At 71.2% G+C, this 22,311-nt stretch carries 16 protein-coding genes and 3 pseudogenes; 11 read left to right on the top strand and 8 right to left on the bottom strand.

Translation table 11 applies throughout. From position 1 onward, the window contains the following. Positions 1-311: transposase (locus B9S58_RS10315; RefSeq protein ID WP_181009259.1), on the bottom strand; the 311-nt coding region annotated here is incomplete at its 3' end. Positions 312-807: 496 nt separating this feature from the next. Here B9S58_RS10315 and B9S58_RS10310 point away from each other — a divergent pair. Next, positions 808-1,329: a hypothetical protein gene (locus B9S58_RS10310; protein WP_258044296.1), complete on the top strand. Its 522-nt coding sequence runs from the start codon at positions 808-810 to the stop codon at positions 1,327-1,329. A gap of 244 nt (positions 1,330-1,573) precedes the next feature. Here B9S58_RS10310 and B9S58_RS10305 read toward each other — a convergent pair. Continuing rightward, a pseudogene (locus B9S58_RS10305) lies at positions 1,574-2,311 on the bottom strand (transposase family protein). Between the two features lie 62 nt (positions 2,312-2,373). Here B9S58_RS10305 and B9S58_RS10300 point away from each other — a divergent pair. Further along, a complete protein-coding gene (locus tag B9S58_RS10300; protein WP_258044295.1) occupies positions 2,374-2,718 on the top strand; it encodes a hypothetical protein in 345 nt (114 codons plus the stop codon). Positions 2,719-3,508: 790 nt separating this feature from the next. Here B9S58_RS10300 and B9S58_RS10290 read toward each other — a convergent pair. Together B9S58_RS10290 and B9S58_RS10285 are read right to left on the bottom strand one after the other, a co-directional pair. Beyond that, entirely contained in the window at positions 3,509-3,742 is a 234-nt protein-coding gene (locus tag B9S58_RS10290) for a ferredoxin (protein WP_103531809.1), read from the bottom strand. Continuing rightward, a complete protein-coding gene (locus B9S58_RS10285) occupies positions 3,742-5,211 on the bottom strand; it encodes an aldehyde dehydrogenase (RefSeq protein WP_103531808.1) in 1,470 nt (489 codons plus the stop codon). The genes B9S58_RS10290 and B9S58_RS10285 overlap by 1 nt, the downstream gene beginning before the upstream one ends. A gap of 191 nt (positions 5,212-5,402) precedes the next feature. Here B9S58_RS10285 and B9S58_RS10280 point away from each other — a divergent pair, with 191 nt between their 5' ends. The 6 genes from B9S58_RS10280 to B9S58_RS10255 all read left to right on the top strand — a co-directional run bounded on the left by B9S58_RS10280 (position 5,403) and on the right by B9S58_RS10255 (position 12,623). After that, entirely contained in the window at positions 5,403-6,440 is a 1,038-nt protein-coding gene (locus B9S58_RS10280; protein WP_103531807.1) for an MBL fold metallo-hydrolase, read from the top strand. Between the two features lie 421 nt (positions 6,441-6,861). Continuing rightward, on the top strand, positions 6,862-8,112 hold the full coding sequence (locus B9S58_RS10275) for a prenyltransferase/squalene oxidase repeat-containing protein (protein ID WP_103531806.1): 1,251 nt from the start codon (positions 6,862-6,864) through the stop codon (positions 8,110-8,112). Then, positions 8,109-8,825 carry an SCO2322 family protein gene (locus tag B9S58_RS10270; RefSeq protein WP_103531805.1) on the top strand — a complete coding sequence of 239 codons (717 nt, stop codon included), beginning with the start codon at positions 8,109-8,111 and terminating at the stop codon, positions 8,823-8,825. The genes B9S58_RS10275 and B9S58_RS10270 overlap by 4 nt, the downstream gene beginning before the upstream one ends. Further along, positions 8,822-10,021, top strand: coding sequence for an energy-coupling factor transporter transmembrane component T (locus B9S58_RS10265; RefSeq protein WP_103531804.1), 1,200 nt, complete (start codon positions 8,822-8,824; stop codon positions 10,019-10,021). Before B9S58_RS10270 ends, B9S58_RS10265 begins: the two co-directional genes overlap by 4 nt. After that, positions 10,018-11,742 carry an ABC transporter ATP-binding protein gene (locus B9S58_RS10260; protein WP_103531803.1) on the top strand — a complete coding sequence of 575 codons (1,725 nt, stop codon included), beginning with the start codon at positions 10,018-10,020 and terminating at the stop codon, positions 11,740-11,742. Before B9S58_RS10265 ends, B9S58_RS10260 begins: the two co-directional genes overlap by 4 nt. Further along, positions 11,739-12,623, top strand: a complete 885-nt coding sequence (locus B9S58_RS10255) for an ECF transporter S component (RefSeq protein WP_103531802.1) — start codon at positions 11,739-11,741, stop codon at positions 12,621-12,623. Before B9S58_RS10260 ends, B9S58_RS10255 begins: the two co-directional genes overlap by 4 nt. Before the next feature lie 53 nt (positions 12,624-12,676). On the opposite strand, the gene B9S58_RS10250 is transcribed toward B9S58_RS10255, so the two are convergent. Then, entirely contained in the window at positions 12,677-13,855 is a 1,179-nt protein-coding gene (locus tag B9S58_RS10250) for a steroid 3-ketoacyl-CoA thiolase (protein WP_103531801.1), read from the bottom strand. A gap of 303 nt (positions 13,856-14,158) precedes the next feature. Here B9S58_RS10250 and B9S58_RS10245 point away from each other — a divergent pair, with 303 nt between their 5' ends. Next, on the top strand, positions 14,159-15,424 hold the full coding sequence (locus B9S58_RS10245; protein ID WP_103531800.1) for a cytochrome P450: 1,266 nt from the start codon (positions 14,159-14,161) through the stop codon (positions 15,422-15,424). A 136-nt stretch (positions 15,425-15,560) separates the two neighbouring features. Here B9S58_RS10245 and B9S58_RS10240 read toward each other — a convergent pair whose 3' ends face one another. Beyond that, positions 15,561-17,663, bottom strand: coding sequence for a phosphatase PAP2 family protein (locus B9S58_RS10240; RefSeq protein ID WP_103531799.1), 2,103 nt, complete (start codon positions 17,661-17,663; stop codon positions 15,561-15,563). Between the two features lie 188 nt (positions 17,664-17,851). After that, positions 17,852-18,934, bottom strand: a pseudogene (locus B9S58_RS10235) (serpin family protein); the annotation flags it as partial. 124 nt (positions 18,935-19,058) lie between these two features. On the opposite strand from B9S58_RS10235, the gene B9S58_RS10230 reads away from it, so the two are divergent. After that, positions 19,059-19,547, top strand: a complete 489-nt coding sequence (locus tag B9S58_RS10230; RefSeq protein WP_103531798.1) for a GNAT family N-acetyltransferase — start codon at positions 19,059-19,061, stop codon at positions 19,545-19,547. A 40-nt stretch (positions 19,548-19,587) separates the two neighbouring features. On the opposite strand, the gene B9S58_RS10225 is transcribed toward B9S58_RS10230, so the two are convergent. Then, positions 19,588-21,705, bottom strand: coding sequence for an MDR family MFS transporter (locus tag B9S58_RS10225; RefSeq protein ID WP_103531810.1), 2,118 nt, complete (start codon positions 21,703-21,705; stop codon positions 19,588-19,590). Between the two features lie 154 nt (positions 21,706-21,859). Between B9S58_RS10225 and B9S58_RS37910 the strand changes: the two are divergent. Further along, positions 21,860-22,311 (top strand): annotated as a pseudogene (locus tag B9S58_RS37910) (peptidoglycan-binding protein); the annotation flags it as partial.

Below are 22,311 nucleotides of genomic sequence, written 5' to 3'. Positions count from 1 at the left end.
CCGGTGTACTGGCGCTGCACGCCCACCGTGCCGGTGCCCTTCTTCAGGTCGCCGGTCTCGTCCACGACCAGCACCGCGTCCTCGTGGTGCAGGTGCTCAACGACGAAGCCCCGGATGTCATCGCGTACCGCGTCGGCGTCCCATCTGGCCCTCGACAGCAGGTGCTGCAGACCATGCGGATTCGCGTCCCCGGCATGCTCGGCGAGCGTCCAGCAGTTCTTGCGCGGCAGGCCCGACAGCAACCCGAGGACGAACGCCCTCGCCCGGCGACGGGGTTCCACCCGGACGAACCGTCCCGCGATACGGCCCATCAAGGCCTCGAACGCCTCCTGCCAGCGAGCAGGATCTATGCTGTGACCCGCGGCCACCGTCTGATCTTCTGTCTTCACACACCGATGATCACCGGTGGCCGCACCCGTTCCCGGACCAGCCCCGCCCAGCAAGAGCGCGATCTACAGCTGGAGTAGCAGGGGATGCGCCGGTCCTGGTTCACAACTGTGGTGGATCGCAACCCGGACACTCCGATCTTTGCAGGTGCGACCCGGAGGAGCCCCGCAGCGAGGTTGTCCTGGACGCGGACTCGTTCGAACAGGCGAGAAACCAGGCCCTGGACACCGTGGGGCCCATCGACACCGGTTCGTGGCAGCGCCGGCAGGGGACGATGGAGTCTGCGGTCGACACCTTCGGTAGGGATACCGGGTTCACCGCGACCAGCGGTGGGGAATGCAGGTCGTTCCGCCTGGATGCCGACGGCCGAATCGGCCCGCACATCAATGTGATGACGGGTAAGGGTGCGGCGGTTCGAAGATGGGCGATAAGGTTCCCTGGCGGGAGCGGGGGTATTTCGACGTGGTTGAGGCGGAACGTATGACCGACGGTAGTTCTTATGGGAGTCATCCGGAATACCTTCCGGACTTCATGAATGACCCCCGTGACGATGACGGTCGGCAGGTGATGAAGCTGGATCTCGCCGAGAACCGCGCGCTGGCGGCAGCGACGCTGAGCAGATTTCCGGCCGCTACCGGCGACGTGATCGACTTCGAGTCCACTCCGTTCGAAGACCGCCTCTGGTGGGACGATGAGGAGCACTGGACGAGGATGGCGGCGGAGCTGCTCTCCTCGCACGCACAGCGGGGTGAGCGGATCGCCATCATCTGGGGCAACTATCTGATGCCGGCCGTGACCATGCCTGCGGATGTTGCGGTGCGTCATGCGCGGGACATCCTGGACGCCGGGCCGCACTTCTGGGTCCATCCGCTTGGCGGTTCGGTGCTCATCGAATGCCTAATGGATGGACAAGTGACAGTCGTGACAATTCCGTCAAGCTAAGTACAGAACCAGTGAGAACGCCCCGCCGGGGAATCGGCAGGGCGTTCTCACTGGTCTCCAATCGTTGTTCGCCTCGACGAGGATGGCCCCCCGGTTGGTCTATTTGCCGTCCGTGGGGGCGAGTGGAGCTTGATCGCTCTTACCGACGAAAGCGTTGGGGGCGTTCTCGCGGCTTTGGTGGCGCCACCCCAGTCCTTGAATGGCCGAAGGGTGCGGAAAGTTCGTGACAGAGCCTTTTCCAACCTCACGTTGATGCGTGGTGAAGGATCAGGACGGCCTTCACGACGTCGGTGACTCGGTTGGTGCTGCAGCGGAGTTTCCGCAGGAGGCGCCACCCCCTTGAGGGTGGCCATGGCCTGCTCGCCCAGGCAGCGGATCTTGGCGTGGGTGGTGTGACGCCATGAACCATCATCACTGTCCGCCCAGCATTTGAGTCCTGCATCGGTGAGGGCTTCGATGACTCCGTGGTGTCGCGCGGCGGTCAGGTCGTGGGCCGAGCCGGGCAGAGCCGGTGAGGCCCGGAGCAGCCGTCCGAACGGATCGGTGAGGACCTGGACGTTCATGCCATGGAGTTTGTGTTTCCCGGAGTAGTACGGGGTGTCGGCGGCGATGCGGTCGATCGGCAGCAGGGTGCCGTCGAGGACGACGAACGCCTTCGGCCGGATCGTCCTCATCGCCTCGGTCAGGGAGGGGGCGATGGCGGACAGGGCCTCGACGGCTTCACGTAGGTGGCGGGATGGGGTTTCCCCTGCTCGAACGGAGTTGAGAGCTTGGGGAAGGTCGCGATCCCGATGCCGAACCCGGCGGCCAGTTGGGCGTAGGTGTCACCGCACCTCAGGTGGGCCAGGGCGAGCAGGGCCTGTCGCGAGGCGGGAAGGCGTCGCCACCGAGTCCCGAGCTTCCGCCTCTTGGCTGTCAGCTGTCCGGTCAGGAACCGCAAGGTGCGGCTGGACAGATCAATCGAGGACAGGTGGACAAGCACGCGAAGCTCTTGGTGGACACGGGTGATCTTGGTCGAGAACCCGTCTACCAGGAGCTTCGTCGTTGCGCAAGACTGTCCAACTCGCCGGCAACACCACCAGCTTGGAAATAGCTCTCTGTTTCGATCTCTGGAGGTTCATCATGGCTTGGAAGAACGAAGAGGAAGCGGATGTTGTAATCACTGCTGTCACATCGGTCGGGTCTCAGGTCAGCGCCAACGGCATCATAGGTTTCATCGACCAGGTTAAGCACACTTCCTGGTGGTCCAATGATGTGGATCCACCACAGATCGGTGATCACTTGCACGCAGTCGTGCTGGATGACACCAGAGATCCGCCCCGGCTGAGCGCACTCCAAAGCGACATCGATATCGCACGAGTATTGCGCGAACGTGAAAAATCTCGGTAATGCGCATTGCCGAGATTCTCGAAATTACTGACAGTCCCGACCTCGTCACATTCACAGGACCTGCAGGACGGGCATGGGGCCCTCCCGAACGTATCCGTGATGGAAACATCACTCCTCTCACAGAGCCCGTAAGACATGCAAGCGTTGTAGTAGATGACCAGTTCTCGAACCCCAGCAAAACCGATCGGATGCGGCGCACAAAAGAGTTTCTATCTGATACCCCCGACGAGAAGCTGACGGTCTCGATCGCGCCGGAAGGGTCGTCGGTCGTATTTCGTGCCCGCTCCGTCACCCTGTCCGCAGCGCGTTAGGGCTGGTGTCCTCATCCGAGTAGACGATGCCGGACAAGGCGTCTTGCATTCCTGCGATCTGGAGGTCACTGACGCCGAGATCCCATCTGCGGCACCTCCCGCGAGCAGGACTATTCACCTGATTGCGGATGTCGAAGTGCAGTAGACTATTTCGATCGATGCGGCGAAGCGCGATGCCATGGAGCAGCTCGGTCTTCACTGGCAGGAAAGGGCGTGGCCGGTGCTCACCGCCTCAGGGTCCGGCGAGTTCTTCATCGTGCCGCCAGGTAGTGGGGGGCTATCGTCGGATGGGTTTCCGTCAGGGACATCGCACCCCCTGGTCTGCCGTCTCGCATTGCTGCGGCAACCGGGGCTCCCGAGTTCGTGGCGTTGTCCGCAGATGGGACGCACCTGTGTGCGGTAACGGAGGAAGAGTGTGAGTACTGGATCATTGTGCGTTCGCTCGGCTGATCCGGGCAGCCCTCGGCCCCCGGGCCCCCTCACTCCTCCGGCGGAAAAACCACCTCCCCCGACCCTGCCAGCGTCAGCGTGATCGCCTCCACCGGGCAGCCCTCCGCCGCCGCGAGGACCTGTTCGCCCGCGTCGCGGTCCTCCTCGGTCGGGTGGGACTGTCGGGCCGAGTCCAGGTGGAAGGCGTCCCCCGCGTGGTTGACGCACATGCCGGAGCCGATGCAGACCGAGCGGTCGACCTCCACGTGCCAGCGGTCGCCCATCACGCCTCCTGGTAGCCGGCGGGCAGGTGGATCATCTTGTGCTCGAAGAACTCGCCGTAGCCCTCGGGGCCGAACTCGCGGCCCAGGCCCGAGTTCTTGTAGCCGCCGAACGGGCCGAGCATGTCGAGGCTGAAGGTGTTCACGCTGTACGTGCCCGTGCGGACGCGGCGGGCCACGTCGATGCCGCGTTCCGTGTCGGCCGTCCAGACGCTGCCGCTGAGGCCGTACGGGGAGTCGTCGGCGATGCGGACCGCCTCGGCCTCGTCTCCGTACGGGATCAGGCAGATCACCGGGCCGAAGATCTCCTCGCGGGCGATGCGCATGGAGTTGTCCACCGAGCCGAAGAGGGTGGGTTCGACGTACCAGCCGCGTTCCTGGGACGGGGGGCGGTTGCCGCCGGTGAGGATCTTGGCGCCTTCCTCCTGGCCCAACCTGATGTAGTCCAGGGAACGTCGCTGCTGGCGTTGGGCCACCAACGGGCCCAGCTCCGTCGTGGGGTCCAGGGGGTCGCCTACGCGGAGCGCGCCCGCCGCTGCCGCGAAGGCCTCCGCTATCTCGTCGTAGCGGGAGCGCGGGGCCAGAATGCGCGTCTGGGCCACGCAGGCCTGGCCGTTGAGCATCCAGGCGAACGGGACGATGCCCGCCACCGCCGCCTCCAGGTCCGCGTCCGGCAGGATCACCGCCGCCGACTTGCCGCCCAACTCCAGGGTGACTCGGGTGAGGTTGCGCGACGCCACCTCCATGACGCGACGGCCCGCCGCGACCGATCCGGTGAAGGAGACCTTGTCCACGTCCTGGTGGCCCACCAGGTACTCGCTGACCTCCCGGTCGGCCGGGAGGATGGAGAGGACCCCGGGCGGCAGGCCCGCCTCCGCCGCAATCTCCGCCAAGAGGTAGGCGTCCAGGGGGGTTTCCGGGGAGACCTTCAGGACCGCCGTGCAGCCCGCCAGCAGCGCCGGTGCCAGCTTGGCCGCGGCCGTGAACTGGGGGACGTTCCACGGGACGACCGCTGCGACCACCCCTACCGGCTCCCGGCGGACCAGGAGAGGACCGAGGACGCCGTCGCGCCGCTCCTCGTACGGGAACGTGCGCGCCACCGTGATCGCCGAATCCCAGACCGTCATCGCGGCCAGCGCCTGCACCATGACGCTCGAACTGTACGGAGTGCCGTTCTGGGCGCTGATGAGGCGGGCGAACTCCTCGTGGCGTACGGCGAAGGCGTCCTTGATCCGGGTGATCACCGCGATCCGCTCGTCCAGGCTCATCCTCGGCCAGGGGCCCTCGTCGAAGGCCTGGCGGGCGGCGGCGACCGCCCGGTCCACGTCGCCCTCGGAGGCGTGCGGCACGCGGCCGATGACCTGTTCGGTGTGCGGGGAGATCACCTCGATGACTTCGGTGCCGAGCGGATCGGTGAACTCCCCGCCGATGAACAGTTGTCTGTGCTCCACAAGCTCCGTAAGTTCCGTCATGGCTGTTGCCTCCCGCGAACCCGTTCACCCGTAACTGACTGTTCGTCAGAACTGATACCAGTTCCTGTTCCAGGAGTCCACGGCATGGACGGTAACCGGGGAGCGGATAGTGGGTAGACCTGGGCTACCACTGGAACGAGTTCTCGTTACAGTGGGTTCAGCGCACGCCGCCGAGCAGAGATGGGGAGCCCATGACGCAGGTGACCGACCACGGCGGAGGCGTTCACAGCATCAAGGTCCCCATCCCCGACAACCCCCTGGGCCACACCCTGGTCCACCTCGTCGACACCGACCGGGGGCCTGTCCTCATCGACACCGGCTGGGACGACCCCGCCTCCTGGGACACCCTGGTCGCCGGGCTCACCGCCCTCGGCACCACCGTCACCGACATCCACGGCGTCGTCATCACCCACCACCACCCCGACCACCACGGGCTCTCCGGCCAGGTCCGCGAGGCGTCCGGGGCCTGGATCGCGATGCACGAGGCCGACACCGCGATCGTCCGGCGCACCCGGGACGCCGAGCCCGGCACCTGGCTCGACTACCTCACCCGCAAGCTCGCCGCCGTCGGCGCGCCGGAGGAGCACCTCGCCCCGTTGCGCGCCGCCCGCGGCGGAGGGCGGTTGCGGACCCTGCCCGGACTGCGCGCCGCCCTGCCCGACCGCGAGATAGCCCCCGGCGAGCTGCTCGACCTCGCCGGGCGGCGGCTGCGGGCCGTCTGGACCCCCGGGCACACCCCGGGCCATGTCTGCCTCCATCTGGAGGAGCGGCATCCTGTGGACCTGGCGGGGCACGGGCGGTTGTTCTCCGGCGACCATCTGCTGCCCGGGATCAGTCCGCACATCGGGCTGTACGAGGACCCGGACGACACCGCCGTCACCGATCCGCTCGGCGACTACCTCGCCTCGCTGGAGCGGATCGGCCGGCTCGGGGTGGCCGAGGTGCTGCCCGCGCACCAGCACGCGTTCACCGATGCGGGCGGGCGGGTGCGGGAGCTGCTGGACCATCACGAGGAACGGCTGACCGGGCTTCTCGCCCTCCTCGCCACGCCCCTCACGCCGTGGCAGGTGGCCGAGCGGATGGAGTGGAACCGGCCCTGGGAGCAGATCCGGCACGGGTCGCGGTCCATCGCCGTGTCGGAGGCCGAGTCCCATCTGCGGCGGCTCGTGAAGCTCGGCCGCGCGGAGGCCGTCCCGGGCGGGCCCCCGGTGACGTACATCGCGGCCTGAGCCTCCGGAGCCCGCAGAGCCTCGAAGCGCCCGGAGCCCGCAGAGCCCCAGAACGCCCGGCCGCCGCCCGAAGCACCCGAAGCCCTCAGAGCCCCCCAGCGCCGCGAAGCCGCCGGAGTGCCCGGAGCCCCCGGTCCACGGTGACCTACATCGCGGCATGATCCCCCAGCCCCTCCCCTACGGACCGGTAGAGTGAGCAGGTCGTCATCATGCCCGTACAGGGGGAAGCCGGTGCGAATCCGGCGCAGCGCCCCAGCCGTGTCCCGTCCGCCCGACGGCAGCCGGACCGCCCTCCGCGGAGCGTGACCGGCTCGGGCCACCGGAACCCCGGTGGCCGGCACCGTCGAGGCAAACGGGGCCGGAGCCCGGTGCCCTCGTGCGCCCGGGGAGTCCGGCCCTCGCAGGAGAGGCCCAGCCAGCCATGACCGTACGCCGCAGCGCAGCCGCGCTCGCGACCACCGCCGTGCTCCTGGGCGCGGCCGCCCCCGTAGCGGTCGCCGCGCCGAGTCCCTCCCCGTCGGCGGATCTGCCGGCCGGGCTCTACGGCACCACGGACCCCACCTACGACGGGGTGTGGCGGCAGTCGGTGGCCTTCCTCGCGCAGAAGATCGAGTACGTCACGCCGTCCGCCTCCGCCGTGGACTGGCTGGTGGGGCAGCAGTGCGACAGCGGAGCGTTCGCCTCGTACCGGGACGCCGCCGAGCCCTGTGACGCGTCGACGGTGATGGACACCAACGCCAGCGCCGTCGCCGTCCAGGCCCTCGTCGAGATCAACCAGCACCGTGACGCCGCGAACAACGGCGCGGACTGGCTGAAGTCCGTGCAGAACGAGGACGGCGGCTGGGGCTACAACCCCGGCAGCCCGAGCGACGCGAACTCCACCTCCATCGTGATCGGGGCGCTCGCCCGGACCGGGACCCCGATCAACGAGGTCACCACCGCCGACGGAAAGACCCCGTACACCGCGCTCCAGGCCCTGGCCGTCCCCTGCGGGGAGAAGGACGGCGGCGCGTTCGCCTACCAGCCGGGCAAGAAGGGCGAGCTGACCGCCAACGCGGACGCCACCGCGGCCTCGGTGATCGGGCTGATGGGCAAGGGCATCGCCTCCGGCACGTCCAACGCGGTCAAGGACCCCTCCTGCACGAAGGGCGACGACCTCAGCCCGGAGCAGAGCGCCCAGAACGGTGCCTTCTTCCTCGCGGACACGCTGAAGAAGACGCCCTATCTGGAGCAGGCCCCGATGCCCGGCGCCGAGGACAGCACGCCCCTGCCCGACTACGGAAACACCGCGGACGCGGTCGTCGCGCTCGCCACCTCCGGGCACACGGACAAGGCCGAGGCCTCGGTCACCTGGCTGCAGGAGAACGCCACGGGCTGGGCGAAGCAGGGCGGCCCCGCCGCCACCGCGCAGCTGATCCTCGCGGCGCACGCCACCGGCGCGGACGCCCGCAGCTTCGGCGGCGTCGACCTCGTCAAGCAGCTCAACACGATGGGCCCCGCCCCGGCCGCCACCGCCCTCCCCTCCCCCACGCCGACCGGTCCGCAGCCCTCCAGCGGCACCAGCAGCGACGACGGCGGACTGGGGCTCGGGTGGCTGATCGGCATCGGTCTCGCCGCCGGCGCGGGCATCGGCTTCCTGCTCAGCATGCGCCGGAAGAAGCAGCAGCGGTGAGGCGTACACCGGTCCCGGCCCGGCTGCGGAGTCCCCTCGTCGCGCTGCTGGCCGCCCTGGTCGCCGCCTCGGCCGTCCTGCTCGGCGCGGGCAGCGCCGAGGCCGCCGGGTACCGCTACTGGTCGTTCTGGCAGGGCAACGGCAAGAACTGGGAGTACGCCACCCAGGGGCCGTCCCTCCTGCGCCCGGACGACGGTACGGTCCAGGGCTTCCGGTTCGCCGTGAGCGAGGACTCGGGCGACGCCGCCCAGCCGCGCCGCGCCCCCGACTTCGGGACGATCTGCGCGGGCACCCCGGCGAAGGACGGCGCCAAGCGGGTGGCGCTGGTGATCGACCCGGGTACGGCGGCGGACGCCCCGGACGGGGAGAAGCCGCCCGCTCCGCGCACCGCGTGCGCGCGGGTCGCGCCGGACGCCAGCAGTGCGGAGGCGCTCGCCGCGGTGGCGAAGCCGCTGCGGTACGACAGCAGCGCCATGCTCTGCGCGATCTCCGGCTATCCGGAGTCGGGCTGCGGCGAGCAGGTGTCGGGCGACGCCGACAGCGCGGAGCCGTCGGTTCCTTCGAAGACGGCCGAGGACAAGGAAGAGGGAGAGGGAGAGGGAGAGGGAGAGGGAGAGGGAGACGGCGGCCCCTCCGTCGGGCTTCTCGTCGGCCTCGGCGCCGTCCTGTTGCTGGGCGTCGCCGCCGTGGTCCAGGCACGCCGCCGCCGGTGACCGTCTCCCCGGCCCCGGCCCCGGCCCGGCTGCTGCGCCGCGCCCTGCACGCGCCCGAGGCGGACCGCGGCAACGCGCTGCCCGCCGGGGCGTGGTGGCTGTGGGCGCTGGGTCTTGCCACCGCCGCGTCCCGGACGACGAACCCGCTGCTGCTCGGGCTGCTGGTCGGCGTGGCGGGGTATGTGGTGGCGGCGCGGCGCACGGATGCGCCGTGGGCCCGCTCCTACGGCGCGTTCGTCAAGCTCGGGCTGTTCGTCGTGGCGCTGCGGCTGGTGTTCTCCGTCTTCCTCGGTTCGTCGATCCCCGGTTCGCACACGGTGTTCGTCCTCCCCGAGCTTCCGTTGCCCGACTGGGCGCAGGGGGTGCGGTTCGGTGGCCGGGTCACCGCCGAGCAACTGGTCTTCTCCCTCTACGACGGGATGAAGCTGGCCGCGCTGCTGATCTGCGTCGGCGCGGCGAACTCGCTGGCCAACCCGGCGAGGCTGCTGAAGTCGCTGCCCGGTGCGCTGTACGAGGTGGGGGTGGCCGTCGTGGTCGCGATGACGTTCGCGCCGAACATGGTGGCCGATGTGGTCCGGCTGCGCACCGCACGCCGGCTGCGGGGTCGCCCGACCGGTGGGGTGCGGGCCGTGGCGCAGATCGGGCTGCCGGTGCTGGAGGGGGCGTTGGAGCGGTCGGTGGCGGTGGCCGCGTCGATGGACGCGCGCGGGTACGGGCGTACGGCGCAGGTTCCGGCCGCCGTCCGGCACACCACGAATGTGCTCACCCTGGGCGGGCTGCTCGGGGTGTGCGCCGGCACGTACGGGCTGCTGGCCGCGCAGGGGGCGGTGTACGGGCTGCCGCTGCTGCTGGCCGGTCTGGTCACGGCGATGGCCGGGCTGCGGCTCGGCGGGCGGCGCTCGGTGCGTACCCGCTACCGGCCGGACCGGTGGGGTGTCCGGGCCTGGCTCGTGGCGTGCTCGGGTGCGGCGGTCGCTGCGGCGATGGTCCGGGCGGGCGCGGTCGATCCGGACGCGCTGCGCCCCGGGGTCGTACCGCTGACCGCGCCGGTGCTGCCGCTGTGGCCCGCCGCCGCGGTACTGATCGGGCTGCTGCCCGCGCTCGTCGCCCCCGTACCACCGTCCTCGCGCGGGGCCGGGAAGCCGTCCTCGTACGGGGCCGGGAAACAGGCTCGTATCGGCAAGGAGCAGGCGTGATCAGGTTCGAGCGGGTCTCCGTGCGGTACGAGGGCACGGAGCACCCCACGCTGTCCGGCGTCGACCTCACAGTCCCCGAGGGCGAACTGGTCCTGCTCGTCGGCCCGTCCGGAGTAGGCAAGTCGACTTTGCTGGGTACGGTCTCGGGGCTCGTCCCGCATTTCACGGGCGGGCTGCTGTCGGGCCGGGTCACGGTGGGCGGCCGCGACACCCTTACGCACAAGCCTCGTGAACTGGCCGATCTGGTCGGCACGGTGGGCCAGGACCCGCTCGCGCACTTCGTCACGGACACGGTCGAGGACGAGCTCGCGTACGGCATGGAGTCACTGGGTCTGGCCCCCGACGTGATGCGCCGCCGGGTCGAGGAGACACTTGACCTGCTGGGCCTGGCCGAGCTGCGCGACCGGCCGATCGCGACCCTGTCGGGCGGCCAGCAGCAGCGGGTGGCGATCGGTTCGGTGCTCACCCCGCACCCGAGGGTGCTGGTGCTGGACGAGCCGACCTCCGCACTGGACCCGGCGGCGGCCGAGGAGGTCCTCGCGGTGCTCCAGCGGCTGGTGCACGATCTCGGCACGACCGTGCTGATGGCCGAGCACCGGCTGGAGCGCGTGGTGCAGTACGCGGACCAGGTCGTCCTGCTGCCCGCCCCGGGCGCCGCCCCCGTGATGGGGCCGCCCGCCGAGATCATGAAGGTGTCGCCGGTGCGGCCGCCGGTGGCCGAGCTGGGACTGCTCGCGGGCTGGGACCCGCTGCCCCTGTCGGTACGGGACGCCCGGCGCGGGGCGGGCGGGCTGCGGGAGCGGCTGGCGGACGCGTCACCGCCGGAGGCCCCGTCGCCCTCGGAGACGTCGGGGTTCTCCGGGACGCCCGACCCGATCGCTTCGGAGCGGCCCCGGCCCGGACGGTTCGCCCGGCTGCTGGGGCGCCGTGCGGCCGGCGCACCGGCCGTCCCCGTGGCCGATCCGGTCACCCGGGTCGAGGGGCTCGGGGTGCGGCGCGGCCGGGTCGAGGCGCTGCGGCGGGTGACGCTCACCGTGGCTCCGGGCGAGACGGTGGCCCTGATGGGGCGTAACGGGGCCGGCAAGTCCACGCTGCTCGGGGCCCTCGTCGGGATGATCGAGCCGACCGCTGGCACTGTGCGCGTCGGCGGCCTGGCCCCCGCCCGGACGGCCCCCCGGGCGATGGTGCGCCGGGTCGGCCTCGTACCGCAGGAGCCGCGCGATCTGCTGTACGCGGACACGGTGGCCGCCGAGTGCGCCGCCGCCGACCGGGACGCGGGCGCGGCGGAGGGTTCCTGCCGGTCACTGGTGTCAAGGCTGCTGCCGGGGGTCGGGGACGACACCCACCCCCGGGACCTCTCCGAGGGCCAGCGGCTCGCCCTGGCCCTGGCGCTGGTACTGACGGGCCGGCCGCCGCTGTTGCTGCTCGACGAGCCGACGCGCGGCCTGGACTACGCGGCGAAGGCGCGGCTCGTCGGCGTCCTGCGCGGGCTGGCGGCCGAGGGGCATGCGATCGTCCTGGCGACGCACGACGTGGAACTGGCGGCGGAGCTGGCGCACCGGGTGGTGATCCTCGCCGACGGGGAGGTCGTCGCGGACGGCCCGACCGGGCGGGTGGTGGTCTCCTCCCCCGCGTTCGCCCCGCAGACGGCGAAGATCCTCGCCCCGCAGGAGTGGCTGACCGTGTCCCAGGTGCGCGGCGCGCTGGAGGCGGGCGCATGAGCGGCAAGGCGGTCGTCGTACGGGAGCGGGCGGCCCGGCCCGTGCGGCTCGGGCCGAAGTCGGTCGCCGTGCTGCTGCTGACCGGGGCCGTCGGTGTGGTCGCCTTCGGGTGGCCGCTGCTGGCGGACGCCGGATCCGGGCTCGCGCACGCGCGGGACGCGCCCTGGCTGTTCGCGGCGCTGCTGCCGCTGCTCGTCGCGGTGGTCGTGGCGACGATCTCCGAGTCCGGGATGGACGCGAAGGCCGTCGCGATGCTCGGGGTGCTGGCGGCCGTCGGGGCGGCGCTGCGCCCGCTGGGGGCGGGGACGGCGGGCCTGGAGCCGATGTTCTTCCTGATGGTGCTGAGCGGCCGGGTGCTGGGCCCCGGTTTCGGTTTCGTCCTCGGCTCGGTGACCATGTTCGCCTCGGCGCTGCTGACCGGCGGGGTGGGGCCGTGGATGCCGTTCCAGATGCTGTCGATGGGCTGGTTCACCATGGGCGCGGGGCTGCTGCCGGGGCCCGACCGGCTGCGCGGGCGGGCGGAGCCGGCGATGCTGGCGGCGTACGGCTGCGTGGCGGCGTTCGCGTACGGCACGGTGATGAATCTGCAGGGCTGGACGCTCATCGCCGGGCTGGGTTCGGGGATCTCGTTCGTCGCGGGTGACCCGCTGCACGAGAACCTCGTGCGGTTCCTCGCCTACTGCGCGGCGACCTCGCTGGGCTGGGACCTGGGGCGGGCGGTGCTCACCGTGGTCCTGACCCTCACGATCGGCCCGACCCTGCTGAAGGCGCTGCGCCGGGCCACCCGCCGCGCCGCCTTTGACGCGCAGGCCGCCTTCGACGCGCAGGCCGCCTCCGGGGAGACCGAGGGGCAGCCGGAGGCGGGACGGACCGAGCGGTAGCCCGAGGGGGGGCGGCCCCCGGAGCTCACCTGGCAGGAGCGCCGTTCACGGGGTCACAGCCGCTGGATGATCGTGCCGGTCGCCAGGGCCCCTCCCGCGCACATCGTGATCAGCGCGAACTCCTTGTCGCGGCGTTCCAGTTCGTGCAGGGCCGTGGTGATCAGGCGGGCGCCCGTCGCGCCGACCGGGTGGCCCAGCGCGATCGCACCTCCGTTGACGTTGACCTTCTCCAGGCCGTCGAGGTCCGCCTCGAACTCCTGCGCCCAGCTCAGCACCACCGAGGCGAACGCCTCGTTGATCTCGACGAGGTCGATGTCCCGCAGCGACATACCGGCCTTGCCGAGCACCGCCCGGGTCGCGTCGATCGGACCGTCGAGGTGGAAGTGCGGGTCGGATCCGACCAGGGCCTGCGCCACGATCCGGGCCCGGGGCCTGAGCTTGAGGGCCCGTGCCATGCGCTTCGAGGACCACATGACGGCGCAGGCCCCGTCCGATATCTGCGAGGAGTTGCCGGCGGTGTGGATCGCGCTCGGCATGACGGCCTTCAGCCCGGCGAGCGCCTCCATCGAGGTGTCCCGCAGGCCCTCGTCCCGGTCGACGAGCCGCCACATGCCCTGGCCGGCCGCCTGCTCCTCCTCGGTGGTCGGGACCTGGACGGCGTACGTCTCACGCTTGAAGCGCTCCTCCGCCCAGGCGGCGGCGGCCCGTTGCTGGGAGAGCAGGCCGAACGCGTCGACCCGCTCCCGGGTCAGGCCCCGTTTGCGGGCGATCCGCTCGGCGGCCTCGAACTGGTTGGGCAGGTCGACGTTCCACTCGTCGGGCCAGGGCTTTCCCGGGCCGTGCTTGGAGCCGCTGCCCAGCGGCACCCGGGACATCGCCTCGACGCCGCAGCTGATGCCCACGTCGATGACCCCGGCGGCGACCATGTTGGCGACCATGTGCGAGGCCTGCTGCGAGGATCCGCACTGGCAGTCCACGGTGGTGGCGGCGGTCTCGTACGGCAGGCCGACCGCCAGCCAGGCGTTGCGGGCCGGGTTCATGGACTGCTCGCCGGCGTGGGTGACGGTGCCGCCGACGATCTGTTCGACGCAGTCGGCCTGGATGCCGGTACGGCCGAGAAGTTCACGGTAGGTCTCGCCCAGCAGATAGGCGGGGTGCAGATTGGCGAGTGCGCCTTGGCGCCTGCCGATGGGGGTGCGTACGGCTTCGACGATGACGGGTTCCGCGGCCATGAGCTCGTCCTCTCCTCGCACTTCCGCAGGGGGCGTCCCGGCGCCCACGGAAGGAACTAGTACGCGTTCTAGTTCTGTAGCAGTCTCGTGACGGTGGCCCGGCAGCGCAAGGGGCGTGCACGCACCGCACGCACGCCCTCCACAGGGGCGGCGGGCCCGCGCCGACGACGGGGGCAACGGATCCGGCTACGACTCTTGCCACTTGTAGAACTCGTTACTACCTTGCGGGCACCTTCTGATGAAGCGTCAGACAGTCGCGGCCGTCGGACGGTTCGCCGCCAGATCCGGAGTGGAGAGGTGCCCATGCGCTGCCCCCATCTGCCCGACGGGTTCGACTTCACCGACCCCGATCTCCTCCAATCCCGGGTGCCGCACCCGGAATTCGCTCTGATGCGGGAGGCCGCGCCGGTCTGGTGGTGCACCCAGCCGCCTAACATCTCCGGGTTCGGCGACGAGGGCTACTGGGCCGTCACCCGCCACGCGGACGTCAAGTACGTCTCCACGCACCCGGAGTTGTTCTCCTCCAACACCAACACCGCCGTCATCCGCTTCAACGAGACGATCAGCCGCGACCAGATCGACGTCCAGAAGATGATCATGCTGAACATGGACCCGCCGGAACACACCCGGGTCCGCCAGATCGTCCAGCGCGGCTTCACCCCGCGCGCGGTGCGTTCCCTGGAGGCGGCCCTGCGCTCCCGGGCCCGCTCCATCGTCGAGACGGCCCTCGCCTCGGCGGACGCCGACGGCTCCTTCGACTTCGTGACCGACATCGCGGTGGAGCTCCCGCTCCAGGCCATCGCCGAGCTCATCGGCGTACCGCAGGAGGACCGTGCCAAGATCTTCGACTGGTCCAACAAGATGGCCGCGTACGACGATCCGGAGTACGCGATCACCGAGGAGGTCGGCGCCGAGGCGGCGATGGAGATCGTGGCGTACTCGATGAACCTGGCGGCGGCCCGCAAGGAGTGCCCCGCCCAGGACATCGTGAGCCAACTCGTCGCGGCGGAGGGCGAGGGGAACCTGTCCTCCGACGAGTTCGGGTTCTTCGTGATCCTGCTCGCGGTGGCCGGGAACGAGACCACCCGCAACGCGATCAGCCACGGCATGCACGCCTTCCTCACCCATCCCGCGCAGTGGGAGCTCTACAAGCGGGAGCGCCCGAAGACCACGGCCGAGGAGATCGTGCGCTGGGCGACCCCGGTGGTCTCCTTCCAGCGGACCGCCACCCAGGACCTGGAGCTGGGGGGTCAGCGGATCAGGAAGGGCGAGCGGGTGGGGCTGTTCTACTCCTCGGCCAACAACGACCCGGAGGTGTTCGACGCCCCGGAGGCCTTCGACATCACCCGCGATCCCAACCCGCACCTCGGGTTCGGAGGTGGCGGTCCGCACTTCTGCCTGGGCAAGTCGCTGGCCGTGATGGAGATCGACCTGATCTTCAACGCGATCGCCGACGTGCTGCCGGATCTGCGGCTGCTTGAGGATCCGCGACGGCTGCGTTCGGCCTGGCTCAACGGGATCAAGCAGCTCCAGGTGACCACGGTCGCTGCCACGACGACGGAGTCCTGACACCGGCTGTCCGAGTGGCGGGCGAGGCCGCGCGGGCGGACCATGAAAGGACGCGGCGATCCACGCCGAAGGGGTGCCGGGACGGTTCTCCAGTCGTCCCGGCACCCCTTCGGCCTGTTTGCGGGTGCCTCCGCCGCTACTTGCCGCCGACCTTTTCGGCGGGTTCGCGCTCCGCCGGTACGAGGGCGGGCTCGGCAGGCTCGGCGGATTGTGGTTCCGCCGGTTCCGCCGCCTTCCCGGCCGCCTGTTCCTGCCCGGTGAGCAGCTTGCGCGGCCCCGACAGCAGATACGTCAGCCCGAAGCCCAGCGACACGACCAGGGCGCCGCCGGCCGCGTCGAGCACCCAGTGGTTGGCGGTGGCCACGATCGCGGCGATCGTGAAGAGCGGATGCAGCAGGCCCAGCGCCTTCATCCACAGCTTCGGGGCCAGCATCACGATCACCACACCGCACCACAGCGACCAGCCGAAGTGCAGCGACGGCATCGCCGCGTACTGGTTGGTGACGGTGGTCAGCGTCCCGTAGTCGGGCTTCGCGAAGTCCTGCACCCCGTGGACGGTGTCGATGAAGCCGAGGCCGGGCATGAGCCGGGGCGGGGCCAGTGGGTAGAGCCAGAAGCCGACGAGTGCGAGCAGGGTGGCGAAGCCGATGGAGGAGCGGACCCAGCGGTAGTCGGCGGGACGGCGCGCGTACAGCACGCCGAGGATCGTCAGCGGGACGATGAAGTGGAACGTGGAGTAGTAGTAGTCGAAGAACTCACGCAGCCAGGTGATCTGGACGACCGTGTGGTTGACCCAGTGCTCGATGTCGATGCGCAGCCACTGCTCGACGGCGTGGATCTGCCGGCCGTGCTCCTCGGCGAGCGGACGGCCCGCCCGGGCGGCGAGGCGGACCTGGGCGTAGGCGTCGTAGACGACCCGGATGAGCAGGAGTTCCAGCAGCAGGTTGGGGCGGGTGAGGACCCGGCGCCAGAACGGCAGGAGCGGCACGCGTCTCCAGCGCGCCGCGACCGGTTTCGCGTAGTCGGTGGGCACCGGGTGCTGCCAGTACGGCGACGTGCGGGACAGGAACGGGGCGAGGCAGGCCGCGCCGAGCGCCGCGAGGAGCAGCACGTTGTCGCGTACGGGGAAGAGCGTCTCGATGTTCGGCAGCAGCATCGTTGCCGGCAGGGAGACGGCCAGCAGCACCACGGACGGCCAGACCAGCCGGTCGGAGGCCCGCTTGCCGACCTTGCCGACGACCGCGAGGAGCACCCAGAGGAGCTGGTGCTGCCAGGCGGTCGGCGAGACGGCGACCGCGACGCAGCCGGTCACGGCCACCGCGAGGAGCAGCTGCCCGTCCTGGGCGTACCGCACCGCGCGCCGCAGGCCGATGACCACCACGGCGGCGGAGAGCACCAGGAACAGGGCGATCTCCACGGACCCTTCGAGGCCGAGCCGGAGCAGCGCCCCGTGCAGGGACTGGTTGGCCAGGCTGTCCGGCCGGTCGCCCAGCCCGACGCCCGCGAGATGGTGCACCCAGTACGTCCACGAGTCCTTCGGTGCCGCGGCCCAGGCGGCGGCCGTGGCGAGGGCGAAGGTCACGCCCGCGCTCACCGACGCCTGCCGCCTGCCGGTCAGCCAGAGCAGGGCGGCGAAGAGCAGCAGCACCGGCTGGAAGGCGGCGGCGAGGCCCAGGAGGGCGCCCGCCGCCCGGTGCTCCCGGACGACGAAGCAGGCCAGGAGCACCAGCAGGACGGGCAGGATGCTGGTCTGGCCCAGGTGCAGGGCATTGCGGACCGGCAGCGACAGCATGAGCAGACCGATCGCGACGGGGGCCGCGAGCAGGGCCGTCCGCCGGCCCACCGGTGCGGGCAGGGCCCGGGCCGCGACGAGGCCGAGGGCGACGACGAGCAGCAGGGACCCGACCGTCCACGCGACGCCCAGGGGCTGCTGGGCCGAGGCGGTAAGAGGTTTCATGACCAGCCCGGCGAAGGGCGTCCCGGTGAACCGGCCGCCTTCGTACAGCGAGCCCGTCAGATGCAGGACGCCGTTCTCCCCGGTCCAGGTCTCCAGATCGAGGAGCCGTTCCCCCGGTGGCTGCCGGAGCACCACCGCCACCTGCCGTACCGCCAGCACGGCCACGACCAGCCAGAGCAGGGCCCGGGTCAGCCCGGTCCCCCCTCTCGTGTCCGCCTCCGCGTCACCGCGCACACTGTGATCCGCATTCGCCACGCTGCGCCGACCCTCCCACCGTTCCATGCATCGCCCCTTCGAGTGGGGCCATGCCGGATGAAGCCTCGCATTGCCCTACGAGGTAGACACAATCAACCCCCTCTTTGCCTGACTGTCATCCTGCTTCGGTCCGGAAGAAGTCGTCCGCGGGGATGACGAAAGGGCCTGCCCCCGGCCGCAGGAGCCCCACCCCGGGCCTCAGACGTTCGGACCGGTGGGGCGTCCGCCTGCCAGGCGGTGAACAGCGGGGTGTCCTCGGCCCCGGCCAGCACGACGACGCCGAAGGGGCGGTCGAAGGCGATGTGGCGCACCCGCCGCGGCCGTGGGGCGGCGCCCGGCCGCATCGCGACCACCGTCACGGCCGCAGCCTCCACGCCCTCCTCGGCGATCCTCAGCACGGCCTCCTGGACCACGTCGGAGATCGCGAGGCGTTCGAGTGAGAGGCCGGAGAAGTCCGCGGCGTCCGTCAGGGCCAGCCGGACGCCGGGGAGGCCAGCTGCCCGGTGACGGGCACTCGCGTCCGCAGGTCGAGCCGGGGCAGCCCGACGGTCACCCGGTCGGTGTCCAGCGGGACGCCCGCGGCCCGGGGCGCCCAGCCCACGGGCAGCACCCGGCCGGCCCCGGCCCCCGGCTCCCCAGGACGAGGCGGACCCGGGCCCCGGGGCCGCCGCCCGGTTCCGTCGCGCAGCGCAGCTCGACGACATACGCCCCGTCGGCCGTCCAGGCGTCGGTCAACGGCACGTCCTTGACCATGGTCGGCACCGGGCCGACCGTCCCGGCCGCGTCGGTGAACGGCAGGTCCCGGGTCCGCCGGGCCTCGAACGGCTTCTCCCAGCGGGCCTTCAGCGCCAGGACGTCGACCAGGGCGAGCAGGGTCTCGTCGGTAATCTCCAGCGGCAGCCGCTCGATCAGTCCTCCGGTGGCCTCACGGACCCGGGCGTCGGCGGCCGCCGGGTCCATCGGGTCGAAACGGACGTCCGGCAGCGCCTGCCGGTATCCGGGGAGGACGGGCGCCCGGCTCCAGACCGGGTGACCACGCCCAGCGCCCCGGTCCGGGCCAGTTCGCGGGCCACCGCCGTGACGGCCGGCGCGGCCTCCCGGTCCGCGGTGCCCAGGAGGGACCGCAGCTCGGCCGCGGTCGCGCCGCGCGCACCGGCGGCCACGGCGGCCAGGGCGAGCCAGAGGCCGGCGGGCGAGCACACGAAGCCGGTGCTCGGCTCCGTACGATCGCGGCCCTCTACCGCTGCCATGCCGTCCCGTATCCAGCGCTCGGCGAGGCGCTGGATCGCTCCGGTCATGGTCGCGGCGCCGGTCGCGGTCACGGCACCGGTCGCGGTCACGGTCGCGGACACATCAGCCACTACTGCCCCCTACACATAAAATGCGTCGCCGTTCGGCCGTGCGGCAGCAAGAATGCCCCACGTGACCTGGACCGTGGCCGCCGAACGATTCGACTCCCCCGACGCGAGCGCACTGCGCCGGGACTATTACGACGAGGTCGCGAGCCGCTACTGGCAGCGGCCCGCGACCGCCGAGGAGATCGCCGACGGACTCGACGACGACGGCGCCGACCTGCTCGTACCGCCGTCCGGGCAGTTCGTCGTCGGCCGGTACGGGAGCAAGGCCGCGAGCTGCGCCGGGCTGGTGCTGACGGAGGACGCCGGGCCGGGTACGGCGGAGCTGACGCGGGTGTACGTGCGTCCGGCGTTCCGGGGCACGGGCGGCGGCGGGCTGCTGCTGGCCTCGGTGGAGGAGGCGGCGAGGGCGTACGGCGTACGGCTGCTGCGGCTGGACACCCGCAACGACCTGGTCGAGGCGCGCGGGCTGTACGCGAAGCACGGATACCGGGAGGTGACGGCGTTCCACCGCCGCACCCCGTACGCGGAGCACTGGTTCGCCAAGGAGCTGTGACGCGGCGTCCGCCCTGCGTGTCGGGTGGCGCCCGCGTGTGTCAGGCGGGCGGGTGGCGGTGGCCGTGATCGTCGCGGTCGCTCCGGCGGTGGGCCTCGCGCTCGTCCCTGCGCAGGTGGGCCTCGTGGTCGCGGGGAGGCGTCGGGGCGTGGGGGCGCTCCTTGGTCGAGCCACTGACCTCGGCGGTCAGTTCGCTGACGAGGTTGACCAGGTCGGTCGGGCGCTCGGGGCCCCACCAGTCGCCGAGGAGTTCGGCGAGGGAGTCCTCGCGGGCCTGGGAGAGGTGCACGACGGCCTCGGCCCCCGCGTCGGTGAGGATCATCTGCAGGCCCTCCCGGCGGGCCAGGCCGCGCTCCTCGACCTGCCGGGCCGCGTCGGTGATCACGTGCAGCGGTACGGGAGCCGTCTCGGCGAGCCGGGCGGGTTCGACGGTGCCGTGCCGCTTGATCCGCAGGAGCAGCCAGCTGGCCGCGGGCAACAGGTCGTACCCCGCCCGCGCGGTGATCTCCTCGTAGATCTCGCGGCGGCCCTCCCTGGTGGCGAGCACCGACAGGGCGCGGGCGCACTCGTCGTACGAGGAGCGCTCGACGGGGTTGGAGGCGAGGGTCTGGCTGGTGTCGGGGGCGGTCACCGAGCCCCGGAGCTTGTCCTCGCGGAGGAACCAGGCGAGGACGAAGGCCAGGAGGACGACCGGGACGGCGTACAGGAAGACGTCCGTGATGGAGGTCGAGTACGCGCTGAGGACGGAGGGCCGCAGGTCGGCCGGGAGCTGCCCGATGGCCCGGGGGTCGGCGGCCAGCCGCCCCGCGTCGACGCCCGGGGGCGTCGGCTGCCCTGCGAGCGCGTCCGTGAGCTGCCCGGTCAGCCGGTTGGCGAAGATGGTCCCGAAGATGGCCACGCCGAACGCGGAGCCGATGGACCGGAAGAACGTCACGCCGGAGGTGGCGACACCGAGGTCCTGGTAGGAGACGGAGTTCTGGGCGACCAGGACGAGGACCTGCATCACCAGGCCGAGACCGGCGCCGAAGACGAAGAAGAAGACGCTCATCAGCCAGGTGGAGCTGTTCTCGTCGAGCTGGTGGAGCAGCAGCAGCCCGACGGCGGTGATGGCAGTACCCAGGACCGGGAAGACCTTCCAGCGGCCGGTCCGGCTGACGATCTGGCCGGAGCCGGTCGAGGTGATCAGCAGGCCGAACACCATCGGCAGCATGTGCACGCCGGACATCGTCGGGGTGATGTCGTGGACCACCTGGAGGAACGTCGGCAGGTAGGTCATCGCGCCGAACATGGCGAAGCCGATGACGAAGCTGATCACGGCGACGAGACCGAAGGTGCGGATCCGGAACAGTTTCAGCGGCAGAACGGGCTCGACCGCGCGCCGTTCCACGCCGATGAAGGCCACGAGCAGCACGACGGCGAGCACCGCGAGCAGGATGATCTGCGGGGAGCTCCAGGCCCATGTCGTACCGCCGAGGGAGGCGACGAGCACCAGGCTGGTCGCGACGGACGCGATGAGGAAGGTGCCGAGGTAGTCGATGGTGTGCTTCTCGCGGTGGACCGGAATGTGCAGGACGGCCGCGATGACGATCAGCGCGACGACGCCGATCGGCAGGTTGATGTAGAACACCCAGCGCCAGCTGAGGTGTTCGGTGAAGAGGCCGCCGAGGAGCGGCCCGAGGACGCTCGTCACGCCGAAGACCGCACCGAAGAGCCCTTGGTACTTGCCGCGTTCGCGGGGCGTGACGAGGTCGCCGACGATCGCCATCGACAGCACCATGAGCCCGCCGCCGCCGAGTCCCTGGAGGGCCCGGAATCCGATCAGCTGGGGCATGTTCTGGGCGACTCCGCAGAGCGCGGAACCGATCAGGAAGATCACGATCGCGGTCTGGAAGAGCTTCTTGCGGCCGTACTGGTCGCCGAGCTTGCCCCACAGCGGGGTCGCCGCGGTGGCCGCCAGCAGGTAGGCGGTCACCACCCAGGACAGGTGGTCGAGCCCGCCGAGCTCACTGACGATCGTCGGGAGCGCCGTGGAGACGATGGTCTGATCGAGTGCCGCGAGCAGCATGCCGAGGAGCAGCGCTCCGATCGCCACCAGGACGCTCCGGTGGGACTGTCCCTCACCGGGGGCCGGGGGTGGCGGGCTCAGCTCCTGGGCCATGGGCGTCTCCTCGATCCACTGATCCACTACACCCCCATCCTGGCCGTTCCGTCCCGTTATGGCCTGCCGAGGACGGGCCGAGCCCCGGCGGGCCGTTGGGCTTCCCCGGAGCGGGCTGCATAATCGCAGGCAGCTCAAGGGGAGAGGACCCACGATGACCGGACACGCATGCCCGGAGTGCGGGAGACAGACGGCCGGGGAGCTCGGCACGGAGCACCGGGTGCCGTGCCGGTGCGGCGCGGGCGCACGTCCGGCGCCGCTCACGGAGGACGAACAGCGCGCCGCCCGTACGGCGGAGATCGCCGCGGCCGAGGACTTCGACCCGCTGCGCATCCGGCCGTACGTGACACTGACGGACCACGCCGGGGCGCCCGGGGGCGGGGCACCGCAGTCCGGGTCCGGCGGTACGCGGGAGGGCGCGCAGGCCGCCGGCACGTGGGAGGACGCGACTTTCGGGGCCGGGCCGCAGGAGGCCGGCGCCGAGGGGGCCGCGGCGACCACGATGCCGCTGTTCCTGGGCGGCGACGGCCCGGACGCGGGTACGGGCACCGGTGCGGGTGCTGGGACGGGGACGGAGGCAGGTGCGGGCACGAGTGCGAGCCCCGG

This window comes from Streptomyces sp. SM11, assembly GCF_002910905.1.
In the GTDB taxonomy this organism is placed as follows: domain Bacteria; phylum Actinomycetota; class Actinomycetes; order Streptomycetales; family Streptomycetaceae; genus Streptomyces.
The sequence above is the reverse complement of the archived record's forward strand: the minus strand, read 5'-3'. Positions and strand labels throughout refer to the sequence as shown.